Source organism: Williamsia sp. (genome assembly GCF_036566845.1).
Classification (GTDB): domain Bacteria; phylum Actinomycetota; class Actinomycetes; order Mycobacteriales; family Mycobacteriaceae; genus Williamsia.
The window spans coordinates 23,024-35,241 of record NZ_DATCVM010000218.1 but is presented as its reverse complement, the minus strand read 5'-3'; the positions used below and the strand labels follow the sequence as shown (position 1 = coordinate 35,241).

At 63.8% G+C, this 12,218-nt stretch carries 14 protein-coding genes; 6 read left to right on the top strand and 8 right to left on the bottom strand.

All coding sequences use genetic code 11. The annotated features are described in order from the left end of the window. Window positions 1-84 precede the first annotated feature (84 nt). On the top strand, window positions 85-717 hold the full coding sequence (locus VIQ49_RS20990) for a TetR/AcrR family transcriptional regulator (protein WP_331888266.1): 633 nt from the start codon (window positions 85-87) through the stop codon (window positions 715-717). A 34-nt stretch (window positions 718-751) separates the two neighbouring features. On the opposite strand, the gene VIQ49_RS20985 is transcribed toward VIQ49_RS20990, so the two are convergent. Continuing rightward, window positions 752-1,180, bottom strand: a complete 429-nt coding sequence (locus VIQ49_RS20985) for a hypothetical protein (RefSeq protein WP_331888264.1) — start codon at window positions 1,178-1,180, stop codon at window positions 752-754. A gap of 113 nt (window positions 1,181-1,293) precedes the next feature. Between VIQ49_RS20985 and VIQ49_RS20980 the strand changes: the two genes are divergently transcribed. Next, window positions 1,294-1,851, top strand: a complete 558-nt coding sequence (locus tag VIQ49_RS20980) for a hypothetical protein (protein ID WP_331888262.1) — start codon at window positions 1,294-1,296, stop codon at window positions 1,849-1,851. Window positions 1,852-1,950: 99 nt separating this feature from the next. On the opposite strand, the gene VIQ49_RS20975 is transcribed toward VIQ49_RS20980, so the two are convergent. Continuing rightward, window positions 1,951-2,928 carry an alpha/beta hydrolase family protein gene (locus VIQ49_RS20975; protein ID WP_331888260.1) on the bottom strand — a complete coding sequence of 326 codons (978 nt, stop codon included), beginning with the start codon at window positions 2,926-2,928 and terminating at the stop codon, window positions 1,951-1,953. Between the two features lie 179 nt (window positions 2,929-3,107). On the opposite strand from VIQ49_RS20975, the gene VIQ49_RS20970 reads away from it, so the two are divergent. After that, a complete protein-coding gene (locus VIQ49_RS20970; RefSeq protein ID WP_331888258.1) occupies window positions 3,108-3,299 on the top strand; it encodes a helix-hairpin-helix domain-containing protein in 192 nt (63 codons plus the stop codon). 86 nt (window positions 3,300-3,385) lie between these two features. Here the strand turns inward: VIQ49_RS20970 and eutC are convergent, their stop codons facing one another. The 5 genes from eutC to VIQ49_RS20945 form a co-directional block, all read right to left on the bottom strand. Then, window positions 3,386-4,108, bottom strand: a complete 723-nt coding sequence (eutC, locus tag VIQ49_RS20965) for an ethanolamine ammonia-lyase subunit EutC (protein WP_331888256.1) — start codon at window positions 4,106-4,108, stop codon at window positions 3,386-3,388. Continuing rightward, a complete protein-coding gene (locus VIQ49_RS20960) occupies window positions 4,108-5,529 on the bottom strand; it encodes an ethanolamine ammonia-lyase subunit EutB (protein ID WP_331888254.1) in 1,422 nt (473 codons plus the stop codon). Before VIQ49_RS20960 ends, eutC begins: the two co-directional genes overlap by 1 nt. Window positions 5,530-5,531: 2 nt before the next feature. Then, window positions 5,532-6,941 carry an ethanolamine permease gene (gene eat / locus VIQ49_RS20955; protein WP_331888252.1) on the bottom strand — a complete coding sequence of 470 codons (1,410 nt, stop codon included), beginning with the start codon at window positions 6,939-6,941 and terminating at the stop codon, window positions 5,532-5,534. Between the two features lie 70 nt (window positions 6,942-7,011). Further along, window positions 7,012-8,184: a N(5)-(carboxyethyl)ornithine synthase gene (locus VIQ49_RS20950; RefSeq protein WP_331888250.1), complete on the bottom strand. Its 1,173-nt coding sequence runs from the start codon at window positions 8,182-8,184 to the stop codon at window positions 7,012-7,014. A gap of 1 nt (window position 8,185) precedes the next feature. Next, window positions 8,186-8,320: a hypothetical protein gene (locus VIQ49_RS20945; RefSeq protein WP_331888248.1), complete on the bottom strand. Its 135-nt coding sequence runs from the start codon at window positions 8,318-8,320 to the stop codon at window positions 8,186-8,188. Window positions 8,321-8,465: 145 nt separating this feature from the next. Between VIQ49_RS20945 and VIQ49_RS20940 the strand changes: the two genes are divergently transcribed. Next, on the top strand, window positions 8,466-9,272 hold the full coding sequence (locus VIQ49_RS20940) for an exodeoxyribonuclease III (protein ID WP_331888246.1): 807 nt from the start codon (window positions 8,466-8,468) through the stop codon (window positions 9,270-9,272). A 4-nt stretch (window positions 9,273-9,276) separates the two neighbouring features. Here the strand turns inward: VIQ49_RS20940 and VIQ49_RS20935 are convergent, their stop codons facing one another. Then, window positions 9,277-9,711, bottom strand: coding sequence for a MarR family winged helix-turn-helix transcriptional regulator (locus VIQ49_RS20935; protein ID WP_331888244.1), 435 nt, complete (start codon window positions 9,709-9,711; stop codon window positions 9,277-9,279). 86 nt (window positions 9,712-9,797) lie between these two features. On the opposite strand from VIQ49_RS20935, the gene VIQ49_RS20930 reads away from it, so the two are divergent. Both VIQ49_RS20930 and thiC read left to right on the top strand, forming a co-directional pair. Then, window positions 9,798-10,391 carry a siderophore-interacting protein gene (locus VIQ49_RS20930; RefSeq protein WP_331888242.1) on the top strand — a complete coding sequence of 198 codons (594 nt, stop codon included), beginning with the start codon at window positions 9,798-9,800 and terminating at the stop codon, window positions 10,389-10,391. A 143-nt stretch (window positions 10,392-10,534) separates the two neighbouring features. After that, the gene (gene thiC / locus VIQ49_RS20925; RefSeq protein ID WP_331888240.1) at window positions 10,535-12,196 is read left to right on the top strand and encodes a phosphomethylpyrimidine synthase ThiC; all 1,662 of its coding nucleotides are present in this window, start codon (window positions 10,535-10,537) and stop codon (window positions 12,194-12,196) included. The last annotated feature ends 22 nt before the right edge of the window (window positions 12,197-12,218 follow it).

Here is a 12,218-nt window from a genome sequence, read left to right as displayed (position 1 = left end):
TTGCGGTATGTATAGCAGTTTTCGGAGAAGGCGGTCAAGGTTTCACCTTCCTCCGCAGTCGCTCAAAACACCAGGTCTGTTGACGTGATCAAAAGTGCCAGACGACGAAGAACCGAAGGTGCCGGGGAGTCCGACACCCGGGACGCCCTGGTCCGGGCGACCGCTCAGATCATGCTCGAAGAGGGTTACGCGGCGGCCACCTCACGACGGGTCGCGGCGAAGGCCGGCATCCGGCCGCCCCTGGTGCACTACTACTTCCCCACCATGGACGACCTCTACGTGGCAGTTTTCCGGGAAGGGGCCGAGGCGAACCTGGTGCGCCTCAAGGCGGCACTCGCCGACAAGCAACCGATGCGGGCGGTCCTGAACCTGCACAGCGACCCGCTGGGCACCGCACTCCAGATGGAGTTCATCGCGCTGTCGAATCACCGCAAGGCGATTCGGTCCGAGATCGCGGCGTACACTCTGCGATTCCGCGAGATCGAGACCGCCGCGTTTGCCATGTTGCTGGGAGCCCGCGGTATCGATCCCCGAGATCTGCCGGCCGTGGCCGTCTCCGTCGCGGTGACCTGCGTGACCCGCACCCTGGTCCTCGAGAACGAGTTGGGCATCACCGGCGGCCACGATCAGACCCAACGGGTACTCGACGATCTGGTGCGACTACTCGAACTCCGGCCGCCTCAGACCGGACCCGAGCCCGAGCCCGAGCCCGAATAGCCATTCGCACCACGTCGCCCGGAACATAATCGATTCACCCGAAGCGGACGACGTACCTTTTCTGCCAGGGCATCTCGACGGCACCCTCTCGGTAGTTGGCCCGAACGAAGTCGACGGCACGTCGAGCCGGAACACCGTCGATCACCGCGAGGCAGGCCAGGGCCGTCCCGGTCCGGCCCCGACCACCGAGGCAGGCCACTTCCACCCGTTCGGCCTCCGCACGCTCCCACAATTCCCGGAACGCACCGGCCGCGGCCGTCCGGTCGGACGGCAGCCAGAAGTCTCGCCACCGCAACCATCGGCTCGGCCACGCCACGGGCCGGGGCTCGTGACCGAGTAGGTACAGCCCGAAGTCGGGCTGCGGACCCGGCGGCATCACCTCCCGCAATCCCCGTCCCCGCACTCGTCGGCCAGATGGGAGTTCGAGCACCCCTTCGGCGGAATCATCCCAGGTGAGAGCCATGAACCAAGCCTAGACACGCAGCACTCGACACACGTCGTCATCCGCTCACAGCGGATACGGGTGACGAATATCTATAACAGTGTAATCATGTAATCACCCACCAAGGAGGAATCATGAAAGGCTCACATCCCAAAGGCCCCGGCGGACGCCGAGGCGGCTGGCAACAGGCAGAACTCCCCGACGCCGGCGACGCCGGTGCCTGGTTCACCGGCCGACTGCCAGACGACTGGTTCGAGGGAGCAGTCGACGTCACCGTCGACCGCGACGAAATCACCGTCATCGGCACGCTGACACCGCCGGCGACCGACGACAATGCGGCCGCCGCAGCGCAAGGCCGCGCCTCCCGCTTCCGCGAGGACACCCGTGGCGAACGGATGGCCATCGCAGACGAGGCCCAGGCCCGCTACGCACGGAAGGTGTCATGGGGCGTCAAGATCGGTGACGAACGAATCCTGTTCACCCACATCGCCGTTCCCGTGATGACGCGCCTGCGGCAGCCGGAGCGGCAGGTCCTCGACACGCTGGTCGATGCCGGGGTCGCGCGGTCGCGGGCCGATGCACTGGCGTGGTCGGTCAAACTCGTCGGCGCCCACACCGACGAATGGCTCGGCAAACTGCGTTCGGCGATGGACGAGGTCGACGACCTCCGCGCGCAGGGTCCCGGACTCTGATCAACGCCCCTCACAAATTCGCTCCGCTTACCACAATTCGCACCGGTTGCAACCGGCTCGAACGGCGGCAAGCGGATCAGATTTGTCGGTCTAGCTGGCTCAGCGGAACCAGCCGGAGTTCTTCGCCCGCCACATCATCTCCGACCAGTAACCCCAGTCGTGCGTGCCGGTGATCGGGTAGTCGGTGGTGATGGGCAGTCGGTTGATCGCTGCCTGAACCTCGAACGCACGGGTTTGCGCGAGAGCCAGCGTCTCGAGGGGTGAGCCCTTGAGGGAGTTGATGGGATCGGTGTTGTACTGACCCCACAATCCTGTGGATGCGGCCACCCGCACGTTCAGCCCATGCATCTTCGGCACCTGGATGAGTGGGTCGTTGTCCGCCCATCGTGGACTCCAGGGCGGGCCGAACATGCTGTCGGAGTTGAACGGACCGACACCGGCTTCGATGCCGGCATCGATCAGCATCACGCGCACCGCCGAGCGGGTTCCGGGGATCGACAACGCCAGCACTCCGGACATGGAAAACGCATGCGAGAAGTTGTGCCGATTGTTTGCGGCGATCACCAGGGCCGGACCGCCACCCATGGAAATTCCGGCGATGGCGTATCTGCCGCTGGGGCCACGGAGCCCTCGTTCATCCATCGCCCGGACCAGACTCCAGCTGATCACGCAGTTCCAGGTGTATCGGTAGGGCTGGTTGTTGAAGTTGCTCGGAGCGTCCCAATCGGCATACCAGCTGGCCAGGCCACCGATCGGCTCCACCACGTTGACGCCGGAATCGGCCATGTCCTGCACCCGGGTGTTGTGTTCCCACCCGCTGACATCGTTGGTCGCCCGCAATCCGTCGAGGAGCACCACCGTCTTGTAGTTCCCCGGCCGAGCCCAGTAATTGACCTTGACCTGGCCGGGCATACCGCAGGCGTTGATCCACATCGTCTGACGTGCAGGTGCCGCGGAGGCCGCCCCTGAACCGATGGTCAGGCCACCGACGATAACCATCGCCATACTGACGGCCGCAGCCACCAATCGCAGTACCCTGCTCTGAACGCATGAGCGCTTGCGCGTAACTGTTTTCATCGACGGTCTCCCTCGGGCTTGCGTGCCACGTGATAACCCTGTCGCCAAAAGCACGATAAATGTAACGCGAGGGATCCGTCATTGCACGGAATACGTTCAAGTCGAAAAAGTCGACCATCCGAGATTCAGGTGTTCGCATCTGATATTCATCAACAGAATCAGACGAGAGGATCCCCTTTATGCCCGCCGATGACGACCGCGGACCTGAATTCGACGGCGTCCGGATAGGACGCCCGGCAACCGGCGCTCTCATCGACGCCGGCTATCGGTTTCTGGCCGATCTGCCCGACGACCTGCAGAGTCTCCGGAAACTCCACGGCGTGGGTCCACGTGCAATACAGCTGCTCGCCGAATCACGCGACCGCGAGTAACCCCCTCCCTCCTCGAATTCGCTCCACGTCCCTGCGTACGCGCCGGGTGCAACAGGAGCGTACGCAGGCAGCCGGCGCGAATTTGGTCATTTGAGGGCACGGCTGTTGTCCTTGAGCTCAAAACCGCTGCGCCCCAGTGTGCGAGCGCCTTCCACCAGCGCTGCGCACACCCGCGCGGCATCTGCGTAGCCCAGACCTCCCGGGGGATGAATGTTGCTGATGCAGTTGCGCATCGAATCGGCCCGGCCCGGTGTGGGCAGGTGGGTGAGGTAGATCCCCACGCTGTCGGCGACCGACAAACCCGGCCGTTCGCCGATGATGACGATCAGTGTGCCCACCTTCTGCGCGGCCCCGATGTGGTCGCCCAGCGCCACCCGTGCCTGGGTCGCGATCACCGGCGGCGCGAGTGAATAGCGGGGCGCCAAAACATCTTTCAGCGCCGACAGCAAACCGGCGCCGTGTTCGGCAAGCGCGATCGGCGAGAGTCCGTCGGCCAGCACAAAACCGACGTCGGCGCCGACTTCGGACACCGACTCCAGGTCTGCGGGCACTCGCCCGAGATCCGGCCGGCGCAGATACTCGCTGCGATCCCCCGCCCTGCTTGTCACCACCAGCGGATCCCCGAGTCCTACTGCCGTCACATCGGCAACCAGAGCATCGACATCAAGTGGTTGATGGACCGCGTCGCGGGCCGCGGCATGTGCGGCGGCGAACTCGAGCACGCGTGTTGTCGGAAGGGAATCACCCGTACGCCCCAACCCTATTCGTGCGGCCGTCCGAAGCCGCAGCGCATCCCACAGATCACTCATCAGCTCACCGGTCCAGCCAGGGAACGGAGCGGCGAGGCCTCGGGCGCCAGGTCCAGGACCCGGCCGTCCGGCCCGAGCATCCCGACCCGGTCCAGCCAGGCCGCGAACTCCGGTGCGGGCGCCAAACCCAGTGTGCGGCGGGCGTACAGCGCGTCGTGGAACGAGAGGCTCTGATACCCGAGCATGACGTCGTCGGCGCCGGGCACGGTGATGACAAAGGGCACCCCGGCCACCCCGAGCAGGGTCAACAGACTGTCCATGTCATCCTGGTCGGCCTCGGCGTGGTTGGTATAACAGACGTCCACCCCCATCGGCAGGCCAAGGATCTTGCCGCAGAAGTGATCTTCGAGACCGGCGCGCAGGATCTGTTTGCCGTCGTAGAGGTATTCCGGTCCGATGAAGCCGACCACAGTGTTGATCAACAGCGGATCAAGCTCGCGCGCAACGGCATACGCGCGGGTCTCCAGTGTTTGCTGATCGACAGGTCTGCCTCCGGTACCGATGTGCGCGCCCGCCGATAGCGCCGAACCCTGCCCCGTCTCGAGATACATGACATTGTTGCCGACGGTCCCGCGCTGCAACGACTTCCCGGCCTCGTTGCCCTCCCTCAGCACCGCGAGGTCGACTCCGAATCCCTTGTTGGCACCCTCGGTTCCGGCTATCGACTGGAACACCAGGTCCACCGGCGCCCCGGCCTCGATCAGCCCGATCGTGGTGGTGACATGCGAGAGCACACAGGACTGGACCGGGATCTCGTACCGCATGCGGATGTCGTCGAGCAGATGCAGCAATTCCGATGTGGCGTGCGGAGAATCGGTTGCCGGATTGATCCCGATCACCGCGTCTCCACACCCGAGCAGCAACCCGTCGAGCGTTGCCGCCGCAACACCCGTCGGGTCGTCGGTCGGATGATTCGGTTGCAGTCGGGTGGCCAGGGTTCCGGGCAGACCGATGGTGGTCCGGAACGCCGACACCACCGATACCGCCCGCGACACCGCGATCAGATCCTGATTGCGCATCAACTTGCTGACCGCTGCCACCATCTCCGGTGTCAAACCCCGCGACACCGACGTGAACGTGGCGGCCGCGATGTCCGCGGGACCGGCGGCCACATCCAGTAACCAATCGCGCAGCTCACCCACGGTGAACGACGACACCGGCGAAAAGGCTTGTCTGTCATGCGTATCCAGGATGAGCCTGGTGATCTCGTCCGTGTCGTACGGAACCACGGTCTCGTTGAGGAACACCGTGAGCGGTACATCGGCCAGCGCCCACTGCGCCGCCGCCCGCTCGGTGTCCGACTCGGCGGCACACCCGGCCAGCTCGTCGCCGCTACGAGACGGCGTTGCTTTCGCGAGCAGTTCCACCAGCCCGTCGAACGTGTACGTGGTGCCGGCCAGGGTATGTCGATACAGCGTCACGCCTATTCCAACTCCTCGTCCGACTCGGCCAGCAACGCAAACTCCTCGTCGGGCGAGTTCGCCACGAGATGCTTGCGGCTGTACAAGCCAAAGTAGGCCATGAACGCGACGAATGCTGCCAGACACCAGAGTGCGGCCGTGGTGTCGACGAGGAAGGTCGCGATCACCGATGCGACGGCGATGACCAGTGCGAATCCGGTGGTGTAGATCCCGCCCGGCGTCTTGTATGGACGGGGCATGCCGGGCTCCCGAACCCGGAGGACGATGTGGCTGACCATCATCAACACGTAGCTGAGTGCGGCTCCGAATACGGCCATGTTCAACAGGATTGCGCCCTCGCCGGTGAAGGTGAGCCCGAATCCGATGATGCCCGGGATGATCAGCGCCCAGGTCGGCGCCTTCCGGCTGTTGGTGACGGAGAGTGCTGTCGGCAGATAGCCGGCGCGCGACAGCGCGAACAGCTGCCGCGAGTAGGCATACATGATCGAGAAGAAGCTGGCGATCAACCCTGCCAGCCCGATGTAGTTGACAACCGTTGCCGCACTGCCGTCGATCGCGTCGACCAGTGGGTTGACGGATTCACCAACCCCCTGCGCACCGAGCGCACCTGTCGCCAGGAACAGCACCAGTGCACAGGTCAGGAGCAATACACCCATCGCGGCGATGATGCCGCGCGGCACGTTCTTCTCCGGGTTCTCCGCCTCTTCCGCAGCCAGCGGCACACCTTCGATCGCCAGGAAGAACCAGATCGCGAACGGAATCGCCGACCAGATGCCCAAGTAGCCGAAAGGCAGAAAGTCCGAGGAGCCGGCCGCATCGGGGTCAGCGGCGATGTCGGTGAGCAGACTTGCATCAAAACTCCCGACGGCGGCGATACCGAAGATCACCAGACCGACCAGCGCGATCGCGGTGATGACAAACATCGCCTTGAGCGCTTCACCTGCACCGACCAGATGGATCCCGATGAAGATGATGTATACCGCGAGGTAGACCCACCAACCATCGGAGATGCCGAACAGGTCCAGCGATTCGACATAACCGCCGATGAAGGTGGCAATGGCCGCGGGGGCGATCGCGTACTCGATCAGGATCGCCGTGCCGGTGGCGAAACCACCCCACGGTCCCATCGCCCGTCGGGCGAATGTGTAACCACCGCCCGCGGCCGGCAGCGCGGATGACATCTCTGCCATCCCCAGCACCATCGCGAAGTACATCGCGGCGATGATCACCGCCGCGATCAGCAGACCACCGAACCCGCCTTCGAGCAGACCGGCATTCCATCCGGCGTAATCACCGGAGATCACATAACTGACACCGAGTCCGGCGAGGAGAACCCACCCGGCTGTGCCCTTCCGCAGTTGACGCTTTTGAAGATATTCGGAGGACTCCGAGACCTCGGTTGCATGGCTCATGCCGCACGGTATCGAGGCATTGCAGCAACGAGGTTAGCGTCAGCTTGCGCCCTTGTTTCGTGCGTTTCGTTCAGCCCGCGGAAGCGGCCACGCCGCACTCCGATCGGAACCTGTGCGGGTGGACATCGTCGCGATCCTGAAACGACAGGATCGACGGATTCAGGATCAGGCCCTCACGGATCTCGATCGCGCGGGAGATCACCGGTGCGCGATCCCAGGACGGCGGTCCATCGATGATCGTCTTCAGATGCGGGAGCAGCGCAGAACTGATCTCCCAGGTGGCCGAATCCCACAGATAAGACGGACTGTGGTCGACGGCGTAGTAGAGGACGTTGTTGCCGACGACAAACGACGGCTCATCGAACGTGGTCGGCCGCGCCCAACTGAATCCCATGCCCTCGTCGCAGGACACGTCGACGATGATGCTGCCCGCCGGGAACGTGTCCAGGTCGGACTCATCGAGAAATGTCAGCGGCATATCGGTGTTCTGCAGGACACAGTTGACGATGATGTCGTTGCCGGCGAGGAACTCCGCCACCGATACCTGCCCGTCGGGCGTCTGTGCCCACATCGTGCTCGGGTCACCGTCGTGATGCTCGAGCTGGACGATCTGGGTGCCGTGGATCGGTGAACCGACGGCAGCAACGTCACGATTGGTCAGAACGTGCACCTCGTCCACGCCGTGCGCGTTGAGTGCCGTGACCGCACCGCGGGCGGTTGCCCCGAAGCCGATCACGGTGGCTTTGAGGCGTCGTCCGTAGTCGCCTGTCTTGCCTGCCAACTCCAGCGCGTGTAAAACCGAGCAGTACCCGGCCAATTCGTTGTTCTTGTGGAAAACATGCAGCGCGAAGCGACCGTCCGCGCCCCAGTGGTTCATCGCCTCGAAGGCGATGAGCGTCAGACGGCGATCGACGGCGACCTGGGTGAGCTCGGTGTCCTGAACACAGTGCGGCCAGCCCCAGATCGTTTGTCCCACACGCATTTCGCGCAGATCACCGGCTTGGACCTTGGGGAGCAGGATGACATCACAATCAGCGATCAGTTCGGCGCGGGATGCGATGCCGGCCACCAACGGCAGCAGGTCGGCGTCGGTGACACCGAAACGCTCTCCATATCCGTGCTCGAGCCGGATGAAAGGCCGCAGAGAGGGGTCGATATCGACAAGATGCCGAGGATGGATCGGTAGACGATGTTCGTTCTCTTTACCCGAATTTGCAAGTATCCCAATAGAAAATCGGCGCACGTCAGCGCTTTTTGTTGCCGGTGAAAATGGTCTCACCGGGCGCTGCGTCCGCCTTGCCTTTTTTGATGGCACGCTTCTCTTTGAGGGACTTGCCGGACTTTTTGGACATGCCTTGACGGGGTGATTTGTCGGCCATGTGTGGCGATCCCTTGATTGAGAACCTGATAGGTCCCGATCGCCCCAGCCTACGCCCACGCGTTCGGGCAACCCCGGGCGCACGCCCTCAAGGCCGAAGCGATGTGCGAAAATCCGCGCCCTCGGCGGTGTGCCAAAATCTCAGAATGCTTCGTATCGCCACCTGGAACGTCAACTCCATCCGAGCCCGCAGCGAGCGGGTGGTCAACTGGCTCGAACGCTCGAACATCGACGTCCTGGCCATGCAGGAGACGAAGTGCAAGGACGAACAGTTCCCGGCGATGGGCTTCGAGGCCGCCGGCTACGAGGTCGCCACTGTCGGCTTCAGCCAGTGGAACGGCGTGGCGATCGCCTCGCGGGTCGGCCTGGACGACGTGGTCAGACAGTTCGACAACCAGCCCGGATTCAGCAAAGACCCCGAGATCGATCCCGCGCTCGAGGCCAGGGCCCTCGGCGCCACATGCGGCGGTGTCCGGGTGTGGAGCCTGTATGTGCCCAACGGCCGCTCACTCACCGATCCGCACTACACGTACAAGCTGGAGTGGCTCGCGGCCCTGCGCGACACCGCCGACCGGTGGCTCGCGGACGACCCGCAGGCACAGATCGCGCTCACCGGGGACTGGAACATCGCACCCACCGACGACGACGTGTGGGACCCCGCGTTCTTCGAGGACAAGACCCACACGTCCGAACCCGAACGCAGCGCGTTCGAGGCGATGATCAAGTCCGGATTCGCCGACGTGGTGCGCCCCCATGCACCCGGCCCCGGCGTCTACACCTACTGGGACTACACCCAGCTCCGGTTCCCCAAGCGCCAGGGACTGCGGATCGACTTCAGCCTGTGTTCACCGGCGCTCGCCGCCCGCGTCACCCATGCCGAGATCGATCGCGAGGAACGAAAAGGCAAGGGCGCCAGCGACCATGCCCCGGTCATCGTCGAGCTCGGAGACTGAGGGCTCAGGCCTGAGGATGTTCGGTCAGTTCCTCGGCGATCTTGCGTAGCGCCCGCGCCAGCACGTCCCGCTCGGTGGCGTCCAGTCCGTCGAGCGCGCGTTCGAGGGCCTGAACCCGCCGCGACCGATTGCCGTTGACCAGCTCCACACCGGCGTGACTGGGTACCAGCAGACTCGCCCGCCCGTCAGCGGGATCCGCGGTACGCACCACCAGTCCGTCCCGCTCCAGAGCGGCGACGATCCGCGACATCGTCGGCACGGTCAGCGTCTCCCGTTCGGCCAGCTCGGACAGCCTGATCGGCGCTCCCGCGTCGTTGAGAACCCACAGCGCCGACAAGGAACTCAGCGGCAACGAACTCTTGTTGGACCCGGCCCGCAAGCCCCTGGCGATCCTCGCGAGGTCACGGGACAGTGAGGCTGCGGTGCTGGACGCTGTCATAGGCAGGAGTTTACGGTGCGAACCGGACAGCGCTGCTCTCCCGGCTTTTATTAGTGCACCCTAAGTTGAAGTGTATGCTCGCCGCCATGGCGAGGGGATTTCAGGGGCTGGCACTCAAGGCGTTCGGCGCGAACGACTACAAGCTGACGGTGACGGGAGCGCGTGCGGTCACCGAGAGCTTCCGGAGGCTGAGTTTCCAGGCCGGTGGGCTGCTGGAACATCACGAATCGCACCCGACCCAATGGATTCGGCTATGGATTCCCAACGGCGACAAGGTCCAGCAACGGGGCTATACGCTCCTGAACTCCGATCCGGTAGCAGACACCTTCGACATCGACTTCGCTTTGCACCCGGGACCGGCGTGGACCTGGGCGAGCACCGCGTCCGCGGGCGATGTCATGGAGGCCTCGGTCCTGGGATCGAAGTTCGGGATGCCCGATCCGGTACCGACCGAGTATCTGCTGTTCGGCGATGCCGCCTCGATACCGGCGATCAACACGCTGCTCGCCGAAGTGGGTGATGCGCGCCTACGTGCGGCCGCCGCGGAACTCACCACCACGGCCGACACCTACGCGTGGGTTGCCTGCGACTTCGGGACAACCCGCAATATTGTCAAGTCGCTCAAGACCATTCATGGCCTCCCGAAGAACTCGATCAAGGCGACGGCTTACTGGAAGTAGCATGCAACGCCCGTGGGAGGTAGCATCCGTGACGGACAATCAAACACAACACGGGGGCTCCCACGAACCAGGGGCTGAGATGACGGCAGGCGGCCGTCGACTGTATGAACCTGACCGGGTAATGCCGGCGTAGGGAGAACACCATGGCTACAGCCGTCCATTCCGTCACGACCGGACCCATTCGTGGGAGCTCGAAGACTTATCAGCAGATCGATCATCTACGCGTGCCCGGAAGGCGCGTACACCTGTCGAACGGGGAGCATCTCGACCTGTACGACACCTCGGGTCCGTACACCGAGAACGACCCGGAGTTCGACCTCGAAGCAGGCCTCCCAAAAATCCGCGACTCCTGGCAACGCCCCGGGCCGGTGAACGGGGCCAGCACCCAATTAGCCTGGGCCCGAGCAGGTTTGATCACCGACGAGATGCAGTACATAGCGGCCCGGGAACAACTGCCCGTCGAACTCGTCCGCGACGAGGTCGCTGCCGGTCGCGCAGTCATCCCGGCAAATCACCGCCATCCGGAATCGGAGCCGATGATCATCGGCAAAGCGTTCACGGTCAAGGTCAACGCCAACATCGGGAACTCGGCGGTCACGTCGTCCATCGCCGAAGAGGTCGAGAAGATGGTGTGGGCAACCCGGTGGGGTGCGGACACCATCATGGACCTGTCCACCGGCAAAGACATTCACGCCACCCGCGAATGGATCATGCGCAACTCTCCGGTACCGGTGGGCACCGTACCCATCTACCAGGCGCTCGAGAAGTGCAATGGTGACCCGACCCAGCTGACCTGGGAACTTTACCGCGACACCGTGATCGAACAGGCGGAGCAGGGCGTCGACTACATGACGGTGCACGCGGGTGTCCTCCTGCGGTACGTACCCCTGGCCGCAAACCGGGTCACCGGCATCGTCTCGCGCGGCGGTTCGATCATGGCGGCGTGGTGCCTGGCCCACCACGAGGAATCGTTCCTCTACACGCACTTCGACGAACTCTGCCGCATCTTCGCGAAATACGACATCACCTTCTCACTCGGCGACGGCCTCCGCCCGGGCTCCATCGCCGACGCGAACGACGCCGCACAGTTTGCCGAACTGAGAACACTCGGCGAGCTGACCAAGATCGCCAAATCCTTTGGCGTGCAGGTGATGATCGAAGGACCCGGCCACGTCCCCATGCACAAGATCGTCGAGAACGTTCGTCTCGAAGAGGAACTCTGTGAAGAGGCACCCTTCTATACTCTCGGCCCCCTGGCGACCGATATCGCGCCGGGCTACGACCACATCACCTCGGCCATCGGCGCCGCGATGATCGCCCAGGCCGGTACCGCGATGCTCTGCTACGTGACACCCAAGGAGCATCTCGGTCTTCCCAATAGGGACGACGTGAAGGTCGGGGTGATCACCTACAAGATCGCCGCGCATGCCGCCGACCTCGCGAAAGAGCATCCGCGAGCACAGGACCGCGACAACGCCCTGTCCAAGGCGCGCTTCGAGTTTCGCTGGAACGACCAGTTCAACCTGGCACTCGATCCGGATACCGCTGTCGAGTACCACGACGAGACGATGCCGGCCGAACCCGCCAAGACAGCACATTTCTGCTCGATGTGCGGACCGAAATTCTGCTCGATGCGCATCTCCGCAGACGTTCGCGAATACGCGGAGAAGCACAACCTGGTGACACAGGACGACATCGACCGAAAGCTGGCGGCCGACATGGCGGCGAAGTCCGAGGAGTTCCTCAGCAAGGGAGGCGCCGTGTATCTGCCACTGGCCGAGGTGAATACGGTCGCATCACCGTGAGTGAGACACCGCTGCTGCCGTT